The following is an 18,080-nucleotide window of genomic DNA, read 5'->3' as shown; positions in this document are numbered from 1 at the left end:
TCCGGGGTCTTCGTGGCGTACTGCTAGTCGTTCTGGAAGTAGCTGAGCAGTCGCAGGATCTCGACGTACAGCCACACCAGGGTGACGGTCAGGCCGAGGGCGACACCCCAGGCGGCCTTCTCCGGGGCCTGTGCGCGGATCAGCTGATCTGCGGAGTCGAAGTCCAGCAGGAAGCTGAACGCCGCGATGCCGATGCACACGAGGCTGAAGATGATGGCGATCGGGCCGCCGTCGCGCAGGCCCAGGCCACCGTCGATGAAGAAGCCGGCGATGAGGTTGCCCAGCGCCAGGACCAGGACACCGACGAGGGCGCCGACGATCATGCGGGTCAGGCGCGGCGTGACGCGGATGGCGCCGGTGCGGTACACGACGAGCATGCCGAAGAACACGCCGAAGGTACCGAGGACGGCCTGCGCGATCAGGGTCGCGCCGCCCGCGCCACCGAACGTGATGTCGGTGAACATGAACGACAGCGCGCCGAGGAAGAAGCCTTCCGCCACCGCGTAGGCGAGGACGATCGCCGGGTTGTCCATCTTGCGGCCGAACGTCGCGACCAGCACGAGGACGAGACCGATCAGACCGCCGCCGATGACGAACGGAGCTGCCAGGCCGACGTTGGAGTTGACCAGCACGTAGGAGATGAGTGCCGAGACGGCGAGCACACCGAGCGTGATGCCGGTCTTGGTGACGACGTCGTCGATGGTCATCGTCCGCTGGTCGGTGGGGCGTGCCCACGGATCCGTCTGCGGCTGACCGAATTGCTGAGTGACCTGCGCGGCGCCCGCCGTCGCAGAGCCGAACGTGGCGTATCCGCCGCCCTCTTGCTTGGGCAGGTTGCGGAACACCGGGTTACTGGTGGTGCGCACCGTGCACTTCCCTTCTCGTGGTCGCTTCTGTCCGTTCAACGAGGCAGTGACCTCACGAGTTCCCGTTTCGTCGAGAAAGCTCGGACGAAACGGACTCTACCGGCTCCGCACCGACCGGGTCACGGTGAACTTGCGGTTGCGTCCCTCGACGCGGGTCGGCCCGACGATGCGCATCAACGCGGGGCGGTAGTCGAGATGGCGGTTGTAGACCGTCCACGTCTGTCCTCCCGGGCGGAGGATCCGGGCCGCGGCGTCGAACATCTTGTGGGCCGCGCCGGTGTGCACAGCGGCGCCGATATGGAAGGGCGGATTGCACACCACGAGGTCGACCGACCCCGCAGCGATCGTGCTCGCGGCGTCGTCGCGGAGCGTGTCGATCCGGTCGGCGAGCCCGTTCGCGGCGGCCGTCTCCGCGGCGGAGGCGACGGCGGCGGCGGATTGATCGGTCGCGATCACCCGGATCTCGGGCAGCTGCCGGGCGAGCATCGCGGCGAGGATGCCGGTGCCGCAGCCGAGGTCCACGGCGAGCCTCGCGTCCGTGTCGTTGCGAGGCAGTCCGAGATCCGGGAAGTGATCGAGGAGGAAGCGGGTGCCGATGTCGAGGCGCGGGCCGGCGAAGGCGGCTCCGTGCGCGACGACGGTGAGGTCGAGTTCGTCGAGCCGCTCGCGGACGGGATACGAGGCCGGTCCGGGAGTTGCTCTGCGCGCGGTGAGCACCCGCGACTTCTGTCGTCCCCGGGACGCGCGCACCTCGGCGAAGGACGCACCGAGGACGTCGTTCATCGCGAGGCCGATGTGCTTGTCGCGGCCACCGGCGAACACGACGACCTCGGGGTCGGCGTGGCGGGCCACGGTCTCGGCGATCTCGGTCAGTGCCGAGAGCGAACGGGGAAGGCGCAGCAGCACCACCCGGGCGCCGGTGAGCAGGTCGGCGTCGAGTCCGCACGAACGGTAGCGGTCGGTGAGATCCTCACGCTCGGCGTTCGCAGCGAGGGCGCGCTCGGCCACCACCGAGTCCTGATGCACCCGGATCCGCTCCGCGCCGAACCGGACGGCCGCACCCAGGGTCAGGGCGCCGTACTGGTCGTCGACGATCACGACCGTGCCCGGCGCGGCGGACTCCAGGGCGGGAGCGGCTTCGTCGAGGAGCAGGCGATCGGCCCCGTCGACGGCGAACAGGTTGGGCGCTTCCACATCCGGGAAGCGCCTCAACCTGTCGTACAACTCGTCGATCAACACTCGACCGTCAGCACTCGCCCTTTCCGGCGTTCTCGATGGCACGCAGGGTGTCGGCCTGCTCCTCTTCGCTGAGGTCCTGCCAGGCCGGGAGCTGCTGCTGGGCGTCGGCGACGGCCTGGGCCGCGGCCGCGCGGTCCTGGCCCCACTCCTCGAGCTCGTCGAGGTAGGGCAGCAGAGCCTCGCAGTTCTCCTCGTAGCTCTTGCCGAGTTCGACGCTGGTACCCGAGGTGCCGGCCTCCACCGAAGCCGAGGTGGTCGTCGTGGTGGTGGTCTCCTCGGCCGAGTCGGATCCGTCCGAGGATCCACACGCCGCCGCAAGCAGGACCACACCTGCACCGAACAGCGCCGCGAGAGTCTTCTTCATCTATGTCCCACTTCTGGTCGCAGTGTCGTTTCGTCCGTTCCCGGTGAGGCACCGTGGTCCGGCCGGACCACGTTAGACCAGGGGCGACGCACGATCTGCAGCGGGCGTGCACATTTCGAGACTATCCTGGGGAAACGGCTTCCCGAGGTGATTGCGCCGATGACCGAGAACGATCCGGCCGCCACTCAGCGCGCGCCGATTGTCGACGTCGCAGAGACCGACATCGTGCGCGCGCTGCACGATGCCGGTTTCACCGACGCCGTGGAGATCGGCCGCGGCGGCTTCGGTGTGGTCTACCGCTGCCGGCAGGCCGAACTCGACCGCGACGTCGCGGTGAAGGTGCTGCGGCGCTCCCCCGAACCCGCCGATCTCGAACGCTTCCTGCGCGAACAACGCGCGATGGGACGACTCTCCGGCCACCCCAACATCGTCACCGTGCTGCAGGCCGGCGCGACGGACACGGGTCTGCCCTATCTGGTGATGCACTATCACCCGCACGACTCCGTCGACACCCGCATCCGGCGGCACGGTCCGATCACCTGGCCGGAAGCGGTCCGGATCGGGGTGAAGGTCGCCGGTGCGCTCGAGACGGCCCATCGTTCCGACGTCCTGCACCGCGACATCAAGCCCGGCAACATCCTGCTCACCGAATACGGCGAACCGCAGCTGACGGATTTCGGTATTGCCCGCATCGGCGGCGGCTTCCGCACCACTGCCGGGGAGATCACCGGCTCCCCCGCGTTCACGGCCCCCGAGGTGCTGCGCGGTCACGCCCCGACTCCGGCCGCCGACGTCTACGGCCTTTCCGCGACCCTGTTCGCGGCGATCACCGGTCACGCGGCCTTCGAACGGAAGGAGGGCGAGAAGATCGTCGCGCAGTTCGTGCGCATCACCTCCGAGCCCGTCCCCGACCTGCGCGGCGAGGGCATCCCCGACGACGTGTGCGAGGTCCTCGAGCGCGGCATGGCGACCGAGGCCGAGGACCGGCCGCAGACGGCCGCCGAGTTCGGCGATCTGCTCCGCGACGTCCAGCGCGCCCACAACCTGCCGATCGACGAGATGGCGCTGCCCGGCTCACCGCCGTCCGGCCCGTTCCCACCGCGTTCGGCGCCACCGGTCACGGGGCCGGCCTCCACGGTCTCCGGCCGGTCGGCCACGGTCTCGGGACGCACGGGTCCGTCCACCGCACCGTCGACCAGGTTCCGGCCGCCCTCGACGTCCCGTCCTCTGATCGAACGCAGCCGTCTGATCTCGTTCCTGCGAGCCGGGGGACGACGCCGTCTCATCGCCATCCACGCCCCCACCGGCTTCGGCAAGTCCACCCTCGCGGCGCAGTGGCGCAACGTGCTCGCCGCCGACGGCGTGCCGGTCGCGTGGTTGACGGTGGACAGCGACGACAACAACGTCCTGTGGTTCCTCGCGCACCTCGTCGAGGCCATGAAACAGATCCGGCCCGTGCTCGCACGCGAGCTCGGCCAGATCCTCGACGCGCACGGCGACGAGGCCGAACGGTACGTGCTGTGCACGCTCATCGACGAGCTGCACCGCACCGACACCGCGGCGACACTGGTGATCGACGACTGGCACCGCGTCACGTCGAAGGAAACCGTCGCCGCCCTCGAGTTCCTGCTCGACCGCGGATGCCATCACCTGCAGATCGTGGTGACGAGCCGCAACCGTTCCGGACTTCCGCTCAGCCGCATGCGCGTTCGCGACGAGTTGGTCGAGATCGATTCGACGGCACTGCGATTCGGCGTGGACGAATCGAACGCGTTCCTGCGCGACATCGGCGGGATAGACCTCGACCCCGAGGACGTGGAGGATCTCACCCGCACCACGGAAGGGTGGGCCGCGGCCCTGCAGCTCGCATCGTTGTCGTTGCGCGACAGCGACGATCCGTCGTGGCTCATCGAGAACATCACCGGCCGGCACCATGCGATCGGTGAGTTCCTCGCCGACAACGTCCTGGCCGGGCTCGAACCCCGGATGTACGAGTTCCTCCTCGCGACCAGCATCACCGAATCGATCAGCGGCAGCCTCGCCGCGGCACTCACGGGCGATCCGCGCAGCCAGGCGATGCTCGAGGAGGCCGAGGAACGCGACCTGTTCCTGCGGCACGTCGACGACGAACGCGTGTGGTTCCGCTATCACCACCTGTTCCTCGACTTCCTGCGGCGACGTCTCGAACGCGACCATCCCGGCGAGGTCGCGGATCTGCACCGCACCGCCGCCGACTGGTTCGCCCGCAACCGCATGCTGCAGGAGGCCGTCGATCACGCCCTCGCCGCCGACGACACCGACTTCGCCGTCGACCTGCTCGCCGACGACGGCATGTACCTGATGGAGCACGGCCACATCGCCACCCTGCTCGCCCTCATCGACAAACTGCCGCCGCGGGCAGTCGCGAACGATCCGCGCCTGCTGCTCACGCAGGCCTGGGCCAACAGTGCGCTGCTGCGACTGGACCGGTGCCGCAGAACCCTCGCAGCGGTGCGGGAACTACTCGACCGTGGGGTGCCGGACAGCTACGACGTCGAAGCACTGGGCATCGAGGCGAACGCCGTGGAGGCGTCGATCCTGATGAACTCCGATCGTATCGACGGCATCGACGAACTCATCGCGCCGTGCCTGGAGAATCCGACGTCCGTCCACCCCTGGGTGGTGGCCGCCGCAGTCGACTTCGCCTCGTACGCCGACATATTCCGCTTCGACTTCGCCTCCGCGATCCGGTGGCAGGAATGGGCGGAGCCCTACCACCGCGAGACCCGCGGGCCCTTCGCATCGATCTACGGTCAGTGCCTGTGCGGCATCGCCGCGAACGAACGGCTCCACGTCGCCGCGGCCGAGAAGTACTTCCGCACAGCGCTGCGCCGAGCGCGGCGCAACGGCGGGATCCACACCCACGGCGGACGTCTCGCCGCCGCCATGCTCGGAGAGTTGCTCTACGAACAGGGCCGGATCGCCGAGGCCGAAGCGTTGCTCGACGAGAGCAACCTTCTCGGAATAGAAGGCGGTGGAACGGATTTCCTCATCGCCCGCTTCGGTACCGCTGCCCGACTGAAGATGTTGCAGGGCAACCGGGAGGCGGCCGTCGCCCTGCTCGCCGAGGGACTGCGGGTGGCGGCCCTGCACGACCTGCCGCGCCTGCGGGCACGCATCGAGAACGAGCAGGTCCGGCTCGGACTCACGGCACCCGGAACACCGGCACGCACGATGCCGGAGGACACCACACCCCATCCGGACGGAACCGTCGAGATCACCCTCCAGATCGAGGACTCCACCGCCATCCGGCTGCTCAGCGAGAACGGGGAGCCCGAGGCAGCGGAACAGGCCGTCGACTGGGCGCGGATGTGGGTGCGGCGCACCGCCTCGCGTCCCCGCGCCCACCTGCAGGCCCACCGCCTGCTCGCCTCCTGCCTGCATGCGGCCGGACGCATCGAGGAGGCCGAGGAGACCCTGGCCGTCGTGGCCGACGCGTGCGCGGCGCGCGGGATGGTGCGCTACCTGACCGACGGCGGGCCACACGTGATCGCCACGCTCACCTCGATGCGGGAACGGATCGAGCAGGGTACGTGGCCTGACGATCGGCCACGGATCGACCTCGCGTTCGTCGACGAGGTGCTGCGATTGGTGGACACCGCGCATCGTCCTGTCGTGTGACCCCTACGGCAGAGACGTGGTGTGAACACCGCGCATCGGGGGGATCCTGCCGAGGTGACGGACCGATACGACAACTCCATCCGGACCCGGCGGTGGACCCAGGGGAAACTCGTGGACGAGGGTTTCCCGCTCTCCGCCGTCTCGGAGCATCTCGCCGATCCCGAGGCCCTCGTCTGGGTGGATCTGTGGGATCCCGAGCACGCGGCCCTGCTCGAACTCGCCGAGGAATGGAATCTCGACCCGCACGCAGTCGAGGATGCGCTCGCGCACGGCGAGCGCACGAAGGCCACCCGCTACGCCACCCACACCTTCCTCACGGTGTACGCGACCCATCTGTTCCCGGATTGCGAGGACGAGGATCAGGCGCACGAGTCCCGGCTCCGCACCACGCGGATCTCCGCGTTCGTCCTGGCCCGCGGCATCGTCACCGTTCGCCGCGGCACTCCGTTCGACATCGACGAAGTGGTGCGCAGGTGGGACGAGAACACCGACCTGCTGCAGTACGGGCCGGGTGCGCTGATCCACGGTCTGCTCGACACGGTCGTCGACGGGCAGTTCGAGACCATCCAGGAACTCGACGACGCTGCCGAGGACCTCGAGGACTGCCTCTTCGAGGACGGCGCTTCCACCCGGCAGATCCAGCAACGCGTCTACCGGCTCCGCAAGGAACTCGTGCAACTCCGGCGGGTCGTGCTGCCGATGCGCGAGGTCGTCAACGCCGTCCTGCGCACCCGCGCCGAGAGCAACCACCACCCCGAGCTCGACAGCTCCTACAACGACCTCTACGACCACGTGATGCGTGCTGCGGAGTGGACCGACTCGCTGCGCGAGATGGTGAACACCGTCTTCGAGACGAACCTGTCGCTGCAGGACGCGCGCCTGAACATCGTCATGAAGAAACTGACGGGATGGGCCGCGATCATCGCCGTCCCCACGGCCGTCACCGGCTGGTACGGCATGAACGTGCCCTATCCCGGAGTCGGCGAGGCGTGGGGACTGATGAGTGGGGTCGGGATCATGGTCGTGTCGGCGATCGTGCTGTACGTGCTGTTCAAGCGCCGCGACTGGTTGTGAACCCGCGTTGCTCGGTGAACGGTTCTGTTCAGAGGAAGACGACGAGCAGCACGACGATCACGACGACCACCGCGACGGCAGCGATCACCGCACCCGCCGAACGCCGGCGCTGCACCGGCCCGTCGCGGACGAGTTCGGGATCGGCGTCGGGCGCGTCCCCGATCGGGTCGTTGTTCTCGGGACCGGAGTTGGTGGGATGCGACATCGGTCTCCTCCTGGCTGTTTGTGTCGAAGTCTGACACGGACGAGTCGGTCGTGTTCGGTTTCAGGCTGTTCGGGTCGGGTACTCCGTCAGGGCAACGTTCGATGACACAGGAGGACCCCATGGCCGACTTCGTCGACAAGGCAAAGCACAAGGCAGAAGAAGCGGGCGGCAAGATCAAAGAGAACACCGGTCAGGCGACCGGCGATCGTGATCTCGAAGCCGAGGGTCGCGGCGATCAGACCTCCAGCGGTCTGAAGCAGGCAGGCGACAAGGTCTCGGATGCCGTCGAGAACGTCAAGGACGCTTTCAAGAAGTAGCCCCTGAACTGCGCGGTGCCGGTAGTTACGACTACCGGCACCGCGCTGTTCGGGCGCTGCGCGCCGCGTCGTTCGGGTACTACGCAGCAACCCCGCTCCCAAGGGGTTGCTGCCGGGACTACTTCGAGGAGGTTCCTTCGGTGTCGTCGAAGAAGTGCCAGGTGCCGTCCTGCTCGTTCTGCGCCTCCATGCGCCAGCCGAGTTCGCTGTTGTCGGCACGCTGGTCGACGAACCAGGCGTGCGCGTCGTCCGCGCTCTCGATTTCCTTGGTATCCACGACGTTCCCGGTCGGGTCGATCACTCTGTAGGTAGCCATGCCGAGTGTCTTCCCACGCGACTCGCCGGTCAAACGTCGCGCGAACCTTCTGGTGTAGGGTGGAGACATCGTTCGGCTCGCACATGATGAGCAACCTCGCACCACAGTGCCCGAAGGTTCCGAACCGGACGTGAGAGTTCCCCGCCGCGTGTACCGCGGCCCCTCTTCTTCGCACTGCCCTACGGCCGGGGTCTACCCGGCCGCACCCGAAAGGACGGCCATGAGCCAGAACAAAGAATTCGACGGACCCCTCTTCCTCGCGCCCACCACTCCGGAGGCCGACGCCGAGACCGAACCGGTCACCGCTGTCGCCGAGGTGAGTGGCCCCCACGACTACACCTCGATCTTCTCCGCACGCGGCGCCTGATCCCGCATCATCCGGCCGCGACGCTTCCGCCTCGGCCGGCCGCGAAGTCGGCCAGCGCCTGCGACACCTGCTCGGGCCGCCCGTCGTTCTGATCGGCGGCCGCAGTGAGCACATCGATGTGGTTGTATCCGGGCAGAACCCACCTGCGTTCGTTCGGATGATCCGTCTCCGGCAACGAGATCCCACCGCTCGCCACCAACGTCACCACAGGATTGCGCGCGACACCGTCGCGGTGGAGATGACCTTCGAAGCGGGTCGCCGACGCCAGGTCGAACGGAAGCTTCGACGGGAAGTACCACTCGGTGAAATCCAGTGGTGGCTCCGACAGATTCCGCGCCAGCTCCGCGATCGACGTCACCTCGCTCCCCCGATCGGTATACCGCGCCTCGTCCGGTGACGACGCCGCCGTGCCCACCTCGTCGTAGTCGAGCCACCGGTAGACGACTCCCGGATCCGCGAACACCGCCGGCGACGCCTTGGGCGCATCGCCGAAGAATCCAGACCTGAGCACCTCAGGTGTGGCGGGAACAGGAAACAGCTTGTCGCGCACGGGCGCACCGGTGATGAATCCGACGCTCGCCTGCAGGAACCCCAGCGGTTGCGAATTGTCGTCGAGGATCGCGCCGAGCACCGCCTCGTTGGTCGCATTCAACGTCCGCACATCCGGGTTGCCCGTCGCGAACATCGCGTAGTCCCCCGACAACAGAGTGCGCAACGTCCAGTCGACGTTCGGGTTGTCGGGCATGCGCGGGACGATTCCGTCGGTGCCGTCCGGGTCCAGTCGCGCGGCGAGTCCGGTGAGTGCGAGCAGATTCGTCGTCTCGGGATTGATGACGGCGGGAAGTGCCAGCACCGGCGACGCCGTCGAGATCGATCCGGAGAACGCATCGAGCGGCGCCGAGACCGCGTCCGGCACATCCGGGAGGGCGCCCCGCCCCGGGAACGGCGCTCCCGCCTCGATCACCGTATCGAGCGCGAAGTACCCACCGCACTGGTTGTAACCGGCATCGTCGGTGGTGGCGGGATCTCCGTCGAAGTCCCATTCCGCGAAGTAGCCGGTGATGAAACCGCCGAGAGAATGCCCGCCGCACAACATCTTCCGTTTCCGCAGCGCCGGGTCGGGAAGCTCGTGACGTAGCAGGTCGTACTGGTCGCGCAGCGTCTGTTCGAGTCCGACCTGCGAGAGCCATGCGACGTCGGTGCCGCTCGCGTGGCCGGCGAATCGCCGCCCGTCCACTTCGGCACCGCGGAAGTAGTAGTCGGTCGCGGTGTCGAGCGAACCCGTCCGCAGTGCCGCCCGGGTACCGGTGTGGTCCTCGAGGCAGTTCGATCGCCGGTCGAGTGCCCAGAACTCGATGTGGGCACCGCGGGCCGCCGCCGCGACGACGGTGTTGCGCGCAACGCTCTCGAATGCACCCGCTCCCTCGAAGATCCCGGGCTGGGCGACGAGGATCCGGTCGGCGTCGGCCGAACTCTCCGGTCCGTCGGCCGACCGCCACCGCAGATACGACAGTCGGTCACATGCGGCGGGTCGTGGTCCGGCCTCCGGCGGCAGCGGTGCGGGTATCGACACCACGGACCCGAGCACCTCGCCGGCCAGCGGCGCCGACGAGGCATACGGCGCCTCGGTACGCCCGGTCGGTTGCGCCGACACCACCGGCGCCGTCAGGACACTTCCCATCACCGCCGCAGCCAGTGCGGCGCCCATCATTGCGCGCATTCCCCATCCCCCGATCCGTTCGTGCGTATTGAACACCGCTGCGGGAGCCAGGTCTACGGAAACGGCAGAAGAAAGGGCCCGTCGGAGTTCACCGACGGGCCCTTCATCGTCCACGCAAGGGGGAGACGTGCGCAGACCGATGGCCCCTGCCGTTCGGGGGAGGTGACAGGGACCATCACTCGAAGAGTCGGGACTTTCGGCCCTTCCGTTACGGGTGAAATGTGAGGGTGACACCCTGACCTGGGCATTTCCGTAACTTCGGGTCACATCTTCCGTTCTGCTGCCGTCCCGGCGGCCCCAGGAGGGCATGGTGCTAGGGTCGCCCGTGACACGGGGTGCTCCGCACGAGCGGGGCTGAGATCACACCCGTCGAACCTGATCAGGTAATGCTGACGAAGGGATGTCCCGACATGACCATGCCTGTCCCCACATCGATCCGTACCCTGCTCGCGCAATGAAGGCGCGGCGGACTCTCGCCGGACTGCTCACCCTCGTCGCCGCACTCTCCGCGGTCGTCGGGTGCTCGTCCGATTCCGGGAGCGACACCATCCGATTCGCGTTGGACTGGACGCCCAACACCAATCACACCGGTCTGTACGTGGCGCAGCAGGAGGGGCTGTTCGCCGATGCGGGTCTCGACGTCGAGATCCTGCCGTACAACAACGCGACACCCGACACCCTCGTCGATGCCGGTAGCGCCGAGTTCGGGATCTCCACGCATGCCACGTCGACCATCGCCAGAGCTGCGGGTTCCCGGACCGTCGCGGTCCTCGCACCGCTGCAGCACTGGGCGACGGGGATCGCCGTGCGGGCCGACAACGCCGAGATCACGCGGCCGGCGGATCTCGACGGCAAGACCTTCGCGGGCTTCGCGAACCCCGGCGAGGACGAGATGCTCGCCGAGGTGATCCGCAACGACGGTGGCCGCGGTGAGTTCGAGAGCGTGACGCTCGGGACGTCGTCGTACGAGGCGGTCTACTCGTCGACCGCCGACTTCACCGTGTCGTACCTGGCATGGGAGGGCCTCGAGGCCGAGCACCGCGGCCTGCCCATGCGGTACTTCGGCTTCACCGACCACGGCTTCCCCGACGCGTACGCGATCGTCGTCGACGGCAACGAGGACTGGATGAGGGAGAACCCGGAGCAGGCACGCGCTTTCGTGCAGGCCCTGCACCAGGGTTACCGGATCGCGGCCGACGATCCCGATCGCGGGGCACGGGCGCTGATCGAGGCGAATCCCGGGGCCTTCCCCGACGAGGAACTCGTCTACGAGAGCCAGCGCATGCTCGCCGCCGACTACATGCGCGACGCCGCCGGTGCCGTCGGGGTCCTGGACGCCGGGAAATGGTCGGGCTACGCCCGGTTCCTCTACGAGAACGGCCTGTTGTCCGGACCCGACGGCAGCCCGCTGACGACCGAGCCGGACTGGTCGACCTATGTCACCGATGACTACCTCGAAGACCGATAGCACCGGCCGCGCACGTCGACTCCTTCCCGCGCTGCTCGTCGCAGGGGCGCTGGTCGCGATCTGGCAGTCGTACGTCGTCGTGAGCGGTATCCGCCCGCAGGTGTTGCCCTCCCCCGCACGCGTTCTCACGCAGGGATGGGCGCATCGCGTCGACATCGCCGGGCACGCCTGGGCCACACTGCAGGTCACGCTCGTCGGGTTCGCCGTGTCGCTGGCACTCGCATGGGCCCTCGCGATCGCCGTGGACTTCTCGCCGTGGTTGCGGCGGGCCTTCGTGCCGCTGTTCGTGGTGTCACAGACCCTGCCGATCATCGCGATCGCGCCCTTGATGATCATCTGGTTCGGTTTCGGACTACTGCCGAAGATCCTCGTCATCGCGCTCGTGACGTTCTTCCCCGTCGCAATCGGACTGCTCGAAGGGTTCGCCGCGGCCGACCGGGAGGCGGGCGCGTTGCTGCGCAGCATGGGCGCGTCACGGTGGCAGCAGTTCCGTTACGTACGCCTGCCATCCGCGCTCCCCCGCTTCTTCACCGCCCTGCGGATCGGCATCACCTACGCCGTGGTGGGCGCGGTATTCGCCGAATACGTCGGCGCGACATCCGGTCTGGGCATCTACATGAGCACGCAGAAGAATTCGTTCCGCACCGATCTCGTGCTCGCAGCCGTGGTGGTGACGGCCGTTCTGTCGCTCACGCTGTACGCGCTGACCTACGTCGTCGAACGGCTGGTCGCGCCGTGGGCTCTCACGAGGGGTACGACATGAGTGCGGTGACGGTGACATCGGTCCGCAAGGCGTACGGCGACCGGGCGGTGATCGACGGCATCGACTGCTCCGTGGAACCCGGTGAGTTCGTGTCCGTCATCGGGCCGAGCGGCTGCGGCAAGTCGACGCTGTTCTCGATCGTCGCGGGACTCGAACAGCCCGACGCCGGACAGGCTCTCGTCGGCGACTCCCCCGCGGCGCCCGGGCGGGTCGCGCTGATGCCGCAGAAGGACCTGCTGTTCCCGTGGCGGACGGTGCTCGACAACTGCGCCCTCGGACTCGAGGTGCAGGGCGTGCCGCGATCCGACGCTCGTGCCCGCGCCCGTGAGCTGTTGCCGACCTTCGGCCTGGCGGGCTTCGAGGACGCCGCCCCGCACCAACTGTCGGGCGGTATGCGCCAACGCGCGTCGCTCGCACGCACGGTGCTGCAGGGGCGCGACGTGCTCCTTCTCGACGAGCCGTTCGGCGCACTGGATTCGCTGACCCGCACCGAGATGCAATTGTGGTTGCAGCAGGTGTGGCAGCAGCATCGGTGGACGGTGCTGATGGTGACGCACGACGTCCGCGAGGCGGTGTTGCTGTCCGATCGGGTCGTCGTCCTCGGTCCGCGACCGACGCGGGTGGAGCACGAGGTGCGTGTGCACCTGCCTCGACCTCGAACCCTGGAGATGTGCGCGTCGAGCGAGTTCGTGGCGCTCGAGCAGGAACTGGTGGACCTCCTGCACCGGTCACGTCACGGGGATCAGCGGAGGATGCCCTCCAGATAGTCGCCGGTCGCTCTGCCCACCGGCGGTGCATCCGCTACAAAATTCGTCGTCCGCTACAGCAATTTGCCGTAGCGGATAGCGAGAACGGTAGCGGATGTGTCCGCCAAGGCGGAGCCTGGCTGTCACCGGCGGTGGTTCGGGCGTCGAGCAGTTCGGCCTGACCGAGTGCCTGAAGCCGGAGGTCGAGGCGGCGGGATACGACATCACCGTCGCCGCGGTTCTGCCCGGCCCGGTGGTCAGCAGGATCTTCGAGCGGGCCGGCGGGGACTCGGAAGCCGATGCGCTCGAACGCGAAGCGATGTTCGAGGTCGGCGAGACCGCCATGCCCGCGGAGGCGTAGCGCACCTCCGAGCTGTGGTCATCCATCCGCTACACGAATCGCCATCCGCTATGGCAATTTGCTGTAGCGGATGGCAAGCGATGTAGCGAATGCACCGGGGCGAGCCCGGACCTGTGCCCCCAGTGGGACTCGAACCCACACTTGGCGGATTTTAAGTCCGCTGCCTCTGCCAATTGGGCTATAGGGGCGTGGGGATCACATTAGCGTTCACGCCTGTCCACCGCCGCGCCGGGGCGCGAGATTCTTGAAGTACCGTGCGACGGGCCAGCGTTCGTATCCGGCACCCTCGTAGACGGCTCGCGCGCCGGCATGGCCGGGGTCACCGCCCGTCTCGACCATCATCATCGTCATCCCGGCGGCGCGGACGAGGTCGTCGGCGTGGTTCATCAACGCCGACGCGACGCCTTTGCGCTGATGACGTGGGTCGACGGCGAGCACGTGGATCTCCCCCATGCTGTCCTCCGGGTGCACGCGCACCGACACCCAGCCGAGCAGCTCGTCGCCGTCGACGGCCAGATGGACCGACTCGGGTTCGTCGTCGAGGACCCTGCCGAGGTCGTCGATCTGCCTCGCCTCCCAGCCGTTCGGATAGAAGGAGTCGAAGACGAAGGCCGGGACGGCGGGTCGGTACAGCTCGAAGACGGGACGCCACGCCCGGATCGAGAGATCGAGGATGTCGCTTCGCCGTTCGGCGGTGTAAGGTTCGATCCTCATTGCTCCTCGACCTCCTCGGATCCGACTTCGAGTGTGCTCCTCGCCCGGGCTGTAACGCACCTCGATTTCGGGCCGACATCCTGCGGGGAGACAAGTACACAGCGGACAGCCGGGTGGTGGACCTGGGCTCGAAGAGAAGGATCATGGATGCGCTTCACGACCGCACGACCACTGATCGGGCGACTCGCCACCGCGGTGGCCGTCGTAGCCCTGGCAGCGACGCCGAGTCTGGTGGCCGCACCCTCCGCACAGGCCGAGGGCATCGTCTACCCCGCGTCCGTGAACGACTCCTTCTACAGCACCCCCGACGACATCGCCGAACGGCAGCCCGGTGACGTCCTCGACGCACGCGTCGTTCCGCCGCCGCTCGGATTCCCCGGCACCGACGCCGTCCAGCTGAAGTTCCGGTCGACGAACTCCGCCGGCGAACCGATCTCCGCCGTGACGACCGTGCTGTCCCCTCAGGGTGGAGCGCCAGGTCGTCCGCTCGTCTCGTACCAGGCGATCATCAACGCGCTCGGGCTCGAGTGCGCCCCGTCCACCGCCCTGTACGCGCCGAACCCGCTGCGAGGAATCCGGGAGTCCCCCGGCCTGCTCATCGCGATCCAGCGCGGCTGGTCGCTGGCCGTTCCCGACCATCTGGGACCGAACAGCGCCTACGGTGCCGCGAAGGTCGGCGGGCAGATCACCCTCGACGGCATCCGGGCCGCGCAGCGCTACGCCCCGCTCGGGCTCGCCGACAGCCCGGTCGGCATCGCCGGCTACTCCGGCGGCGGGATGGCGACGGCGATGGCCGCGGCACTCGCCCCGACCTACGCACCCGAGATCCCGATCGTCGGCTCCGCCTACGGTGGCGTCCCGATGGACATCGGCGAGATGGCCCGGGAGCTCGGCGAATCCGCCCATCCGGCCTTCGGTCTGGCGATGGCTGCCGCCCTCGGCCTCGAACGTGAGTACCCGGACCGAATGCCGGTCAGCAAGCAGCTCAACGGCGCAGGCCGGGAACTGCGCGACCGCATCGCCAACGCGTGCACCAACGAGATCCTGCTCGCCGGTGCGGGTCGCAGCATGGCCGACGTCGCCGACGCCGCGGTGGGTCTCGCTCTGCTCGACAGCCCCACCGTGCAGGAGGTGCTGATGGAGAACAGCGTCGAGCAGGTCCCGACGGTGCCGAATGCCCCGGTGTACGAGTGGCATTCACCGACCGACGTGCTGATCCCCCTCGATGCGATCTCCACGACCCTTCGCAGGTACTGCGACACCGGGGTGCCGGTGCGGACCGAACTCGTGCCGAGCCCGGATCACATCACCGCCGCCGTGATCGGCCTGCCGGGTGCGCTGGACTTCCTCGACGGCCGCTTCGCAGGCGTTGCGCCGTCGTCGGATTGCGGAGCACTCTGACCGATCTGTGGATATGCATCGGGCCCGCCTCGAATGACGAGGCGGGCCCGATGTCGTCTCATATCCCCTGCGGGGACGGGAGATCGAATCAGATCACGGTGATACCGGTGGCCTGGGGGCCCTTGGCTCCCTGGCCGATCTCGAAGCTCACGCGCTGGTTCTCGTCGAGGCTGCGGTAGCCGCCCGACTGGATCTCCGAGTAGTGCGCGAACACGTCAGCGCTGCCGTCCTCGGGGGCGATGAAGCCGAATCCCTTGTCGGCGTTGAACCACTTCACGATTCCCTCTGCCATGTCTGTCTCCTTCTGTCGTGTTACTCGAGCTCCGCCGAGAGTTCGGTGGAGCGAGGCCGCCATCACATGCGGTGACTTCCGAAAGGAGAACCAACCGCCCGCAACAAGGATTTGCGAGCGTGGACAAGACGCGAACAAAAACTTCGACCGAGACACAGTCAACCACACATTCGCCGATTCGTGTGGACCGAGCCCCGGAAACCGGGGTCGAACCCACACGGATCGGAGAACTAGCGGGCGACGGAGAGAGCGATACCGTCGAGGATGTCGTGCTCGCTCACGACCAGCTCGGTGATGCCCGCCCGACTCCCCAGCTCCTCGGCGAGGACGGTGGTGATGATCGAGCCACCGCCGATGACGTCGACGCGGCCGGGATGCATGGGGCCGAGCGCCGCGCGCTTCTCGCGGGTCGCGGCGACGAGACCGTCGCACACCTCGCGCAGACGGTCGAACGGCACCGACGACAGGTGGATCTTCTCCGAGTCGTACTCGTCCAGTTCGAGAGCGAGCGCCGCAAGGGTGGTCATGGTGCCCGCGACACCCACCCAGGTGTGGGCCTGCTCGACCGGCACGCGCACGAGCGCTTCGCGGATCTTGTCCGCCGCGACCTCCCGTGCCGCAGCGACCTGCTCGGCGGTCGGTGGGTCGTCGTGCAGGCACCGCTCGGTCAGCCGGACGCAGCCGATGTCGGTGGAGTAGGCGGCGTGCACACCGTCGGCGTCGCCGAGAACTACCTCGGTGGATCCGCCACCGAGATCGACGACGACGAACGGCCCACGCGCGGAGTCGAGTTCGCCGACAGCGCCGGCGAAGGACAGACGCGCCTCCTCGTCGCCGGTGATGACCTCTGCCTCGGCTCCGGGGATCACGGCACCGAGTACCTCGCGGGTCATCGCGAAGAAGTCCTCACGGTTGCTGGCGTCGCGCGTGGCCGAGGTGGCGACCATGCGGACCGCGGTGGCGCCGGTCTCGCGGATCAGGTCGGCGTACTCCACCAGCGCGACCCGCGTGCGTTCGATCGCCTCGGGTGCGAGACGTCCGGTGGCGTCGACGCCCTGCCCGAGCCGCACGACCTTCATGAGGCGGGTGACGTCGGTGAGCGTGCCGTCCTCCGCGATGTCGGCGATCAGAAGACGGATGGAGTTGGTGCCGCAGTCGATTCCCGCGACCCTCACTGTTCTTCTCCACGCAGCTCGGCGTAGGTGGGCCAGTCGGCGGGGATCGCCGTGCCACGCAGACCGGCGTCGGCGGCGAGTGCGACGGATTCGTCGCCGAGCGGGTTGACGCCCGGTCCCTTCGCAAGCGAATGGGCGATCAGCACGTGCAGGCACTTGACGCGCTCGGGCATGCCGCCGCCGGTGAAGTCGGTGCCGAGCGACTCGATCGCGTCGCGTTCGGCCAGGTACGACTCGTGGGCGCGCAGGTAGCCCGCAGCCAGTTCCTCGTCGGTGCCGAGACGCTCGGTCATCTCCTTCATGACCCCGGCCGATTCCTGCCGGCTCGCTTCGGCTGTGAGGCGCGGGTCGGTGAGGTAGTACAGCGTCGGGAAGGGCGTGCCGTCGGGCAGCTTGGGCGCGGTCTTCACCACTCCGGGCGCACCGTCGGGGCAACGGTAGGCGATGGCCAGGACGCCGCGGGGTTCGCGCCCGAGCTGGGCGGCGACGGCGTCGAGGTCTTCTTGCGTGACGTGATCGGTCACCCGGGGACATCTCCTGGTTCTGGGGGTGCCACAGGCATCTGCTGCGGCACGGGTTCGGGCTCGGGTTCGGGTGCCGGTTCTGAGACCGACAACCACAGGTCGCTGTACCAGGCGCCGGTCGTCGGCCGCTCGGGTTCGCGCTCCTCGCGTTCGGGCGGGACGTCGCCCGGGAGTTGCACCTGGTAGGGAATATCGCCGGGGACGACGAACCGCAGTCGCTCGCGGGCCTGGGCGCGGACCCAGGCCGGGTCCTCCATGCGGGCCTTCTGCTCTTCGAGGGCCGCGATCTCCTGTTCGAGCTGCACGCGTTCGGCGGCGAGCTGCTCGGCTTCGGAACGTTGGCTCACGTAGGTGCGCAGCGGCACCGCGAGGGTGAGGGCGAGACCGCACACGACGAGGGCGAGCACCACGGCGCGGCCGGTGGACAGGCCCAGGACGGTGCGTTCGGTGCGGGGGCGGCGGGAGTCGCGGGGCGCGCCGACCCGGGTGGGGCGGGCCCGCCCCGAAC

Annotated in this window: 20 protein-coding genes, 1 tRNA gene and 1 riboswitch; of the genes, 9 read left to right on the top strand and 12 right to left on the bottom strand. The window is 68.2% G+C overall.

The annotated features are described in order from the left end of the window. Window positions 1-23: 23 nt before the first annotated feature. The 3 genes from B9C99_RS00095 to B9C99_RS00085 form a co-directional block, all read right to left on the bottom strand. A complete protein-coding gene (locus B9C99_RS00095; RefSeq protein WP_016691266.1) occupies window positions 24-866 on the bottom strand; it encodes a Bax inhibitor-1/YccA family protein in 843 nt (280 codons plus the stop codon). Window positions 867-962: 96 nt separating this feature from the next. Further along, the gene (locus B9C99_RS00090; RefSeq protein ID WP_088896589.1) at window positions 963-2,105 is read right to left on the bottom strand and encodes a class I SAM-dependent methyltransferase; all 1,143 of its coding nucleotides are present in this window, start codon (window positions 2,103-2,105) and stop codon (window positions 963-965) included. A 7-nt stretch (window positions 2,106-2,112) separates the two neighbouring features. After that, window positions 2,113-2,469, bottom strand: a complete 357-nt coding sequence (locus B9C99_RS00085) for a hypothetical protein (protein ID WP_088896588.1) — start codon at window positions 2,467-2,469, stop codon at window positions 2,113-2,115. Window positions 2,470-2,628: 159 nt separating this feature from the next. Here B9C99_RS00085 and B9C99_RS00080 point away from each other — a divergent pair, with 159 nt between their 5' ends. Beyond that, window positions 2,629-6,129, top strand: coding sequence for a serine/threonine-protein kinase (locus B9C99_RS00080; protein ID WP_088896587.1), 3,501 nt, complete (start codon window positions 2,629-2,631; stop codon window positions 6,127-6,129). A gap of 54 nt (window positions 6,130-6,183) precedes the next feature. Further along, window positions 6,184-7,203: a magnesium transporter CorA family protein gene (locus tag B9C99_RS00075; RefSeq protein ID WP_088896789.1), complete on the top strand. Its 1,020-nt coding sequence runs from the start codon at window positions 6,184-6,186 to the stop codon at window positions 7,201-7,203. A 28-nt stretch (window positions 7,204-7,231) separates the two neighbouring features. Here B9C99_RS00075 and B9C99_RS25780 read toward each other — a convergent pair whose 3' ends face one another. Then, entirely contained in the window at window positions 7,232-7,408 is a 177-nt protein-coding gene (locus B9C99_RS25780) for a hypothetical protein (protein WP_162836410.1), read from the bottom strand. A 119-nt stretch (window positions 7,409-7,527) separates the two neighbouring features. Here B9C99_RS25780 and B9C99_RS00070 point away from each other — a divergent pair, with 119 nt between their 5' ends. Continuing rightward, window positions 7,528-7,725, top strand: coding sequence for a CsbD family protein (locus B9C99_RS00070; protein WP_026060957.1), 198 nt, complete (start codon window positions 7,528-7,530; stop codon window positions 7,723-7,725). Window positions 7,726-7,843: 118 nt separating this feature from the next. On the opposite strand, the gene B9C99_RS00065 is transcribed toward B9C99_RS00070, so the two are convergent. Then, window positions 7,844-8,041 (bottom strand): hypothetical protein, encoded by a 198-nt coding sequence (locus B9C99_RS00065; protein ID WP_006553868.1) that lies wholly within the window; start codon window positions 8,039-8,041, stop codon window positions 7,844-7,846. A 220-nt stretch (window positions 8,042-8,261) separates the two neighbouring features. Between B9C99_RS00065 and B9C99_RS25775 the strand changes: the two genes are divergently transcribed. Then, window positions 8,262-8,408, top strand: a complete 147-nt coding sequence (locus B9C99_RS25775) for a hypothetical protein (RefSeq protein WP_016691258.1) — start codon at window positions 8,262-8,264, stop codon at window positions 8,406-8,408. Window positions 8,409-8,415: 7 nt separating this feature from the next. Here the strand turns inward: B9C99_RS25775 and B9C99_RS00060 are convergent, their stop codons facing one another. Continuing rightward, window positions 8,416-10,128, bottom strand: a complete 1,713-nt coding sequence (locus tag B9C99_RS00060; RefSeq protein WP_253249913.1) for a hypothetical protein — start codon at window positions 10,126-10,128, stop codon at window positions 8,416-8,418. A gap of 321 nt (window positions 10,129-10,449) precedes the next feature. Beyond that, window positions 10,450-10,546: riboswitch (TPP riboswitch) on the top strand. Between the two features lie 36 nt (window positions 10,547-10,582). Here B9C99_RS00060 and B9C99_RS00055 point away from each other — a divergent pair. The 4 genes from B9C99_RS00055 (at window position 10,583) to B9C99_RS00040 (ending at window position 13,466) form a co-directional block, all read left to right on the top strand. After that, window positions 10,583-11,596: an ABC transporter substrate-binding protein gene (locus tag B9C99_RS00055; RefSeq protein ID WP_016691256.1), complete on the top strand. Its 1,014-nt coding sequence runs from the start codon at window positions 10,583-10,585 to the stop codon at window positions 11,594-11,596. Beyond that, a complete protein-coding gene (locus B9C99_RS00050) occupies window positions 11,574-12,359 on the top strand; it encodes an ABC transporter permease (protein ID WP_016691255.1) in 786 nt (261 codons plus the stop codon). The genes B9C99_RS00055 and B9C99_RS00050 overlap by 23 nt, the downstream gene beginning before the upstream one ends. After that, a complete protein-coding gene (locus B9C99_RS00045) occupies window positions 12,356-13,126 on the top strand; it encodes an ABC transporter ATP-binding protein (protein WP_088896585.1) in 771 nt (256 codons plus the stop codon). Before B9C99_RS00050 ends, B9C99_RS00045 begins: the two co-directional genes overlap by 4 nt. A 94-nt stretch (window positions 13,127-13,220) precedes the next feature. Beyond that, on the top strand, window positions 13,221-13,466 hold the full coding sequence (locus B9C99_RS00040; RefSeq protein ID WP_253249912.1) for a hypothetical protein: 246 nt from the start codon (window positions 13,221-13,223) through the stop codon (window positions 13,464-13,466). Between the two features lie 114 nt (window positions 13,467-13,580). On the opposite strand, the gene B9C99_RS00035 is transcribed toward B9C99_RS00040, so the two are convergent. Then, window positions 13,581-13,654: transfer RNA gene (locus tag B9C99_RS00035), tRNA-Leu, on the bottom strand. A gap of 19 nt (window positions 13,655-13,673) precedes the next feature. Beyond that, on the bottom strand, window positions 13,674-14,180 hold the full coding sequence (locus tag B9C99_RS00030; protein ID WP_088896584.1) for an N-acetyltransferase: 507 nt from the start codon (window positions 14,178-14,180) through the stop codon (window positions 13,674-13,676). A gap of 147 nt (window positions 14,181-14,327) precedes the next feature. On the opposite strand from B9C99_RS00030, the gene B9C99_RS00025 reads away from it, so the two are divergent. Then, entirely contained in the window at window positions 14,328-15,581 is a 1,254-nt protein-coding gene (locus B9C99_RS00025; protein WP_088896583.1) for a lipase family protein, read from the top strand. An 88-nt stretch (window positions 15,582-15,669) separates the two neighbouring features. Here the strand turns inward: B9C99_RS00025 and B9C99_RS00020 are convergent, their stop codons facing one another. The 4 genes from B9C99_RS00020 to B9C99_RS00005 form a co-directional block, all read right to left on the bottom strand. Then, the gene (locus B9C99_RS00020) at window positions 15,670-15,873 is read right to left on the bottom strand and encodes a cold-shock protein (protein ID WP_064852142.1); all 204 of its coding nucleotides are present in this window, start codon (window positions 15,871-15,873) and stop codon (window positions 15,670-15,672) included. 230 nt (window positions 15,874-16,103) lie between these two features. Then, window positions 16,104-17,048 (bottom strand): Ppx/GppA phosphatase family protein, encoded by a 945-nt coding sequence (locus tag B9C99_RS00015; protein ID WP_088896582.1) that lies wholly within the window; start codon window positions 17,046-17,048, stop codon window positions 16,104-16,106. Beyond that, on the bottom strand, window positions 17,045-17,572 hold the full coding sequence (locus B9C99_RS00010; RefSeq protein WP_006553860.1) for a DUF501 domain-containing protein: 528 nt from the start codon (window positions 17,570-17,572) through the stop codon (window positions 17,045-17,047). Before B9C99_RS00010 ends, B9C99_RS00015 begins: the two co-directional genes overlap by 4 nt. Next, window positions 17,569-18,080, bottom strand: a 512-nt coding sequence (locus B9C99_RS00005; protein WP_253249911.1) for a septum formation initiator family protein, incomplete at its 5' end; no start/stop codon positions are given. The genes B9C99_RS00005 and B9C99_RS00010, both read right to left, overlap by 4 nt.

The organism is Rhodococcus sp. BUPNP1, from assembly GCF_002215235.1.
Taxonomy (GTDB): Bacteria; Actinomycetota; Actinomycetes; order Mycobacteriales; family Mycobacteriaceae; genus Rhodococcus.
This window is presented reverse-complemented; position numbering and strand designations above follow the sequence as displayed.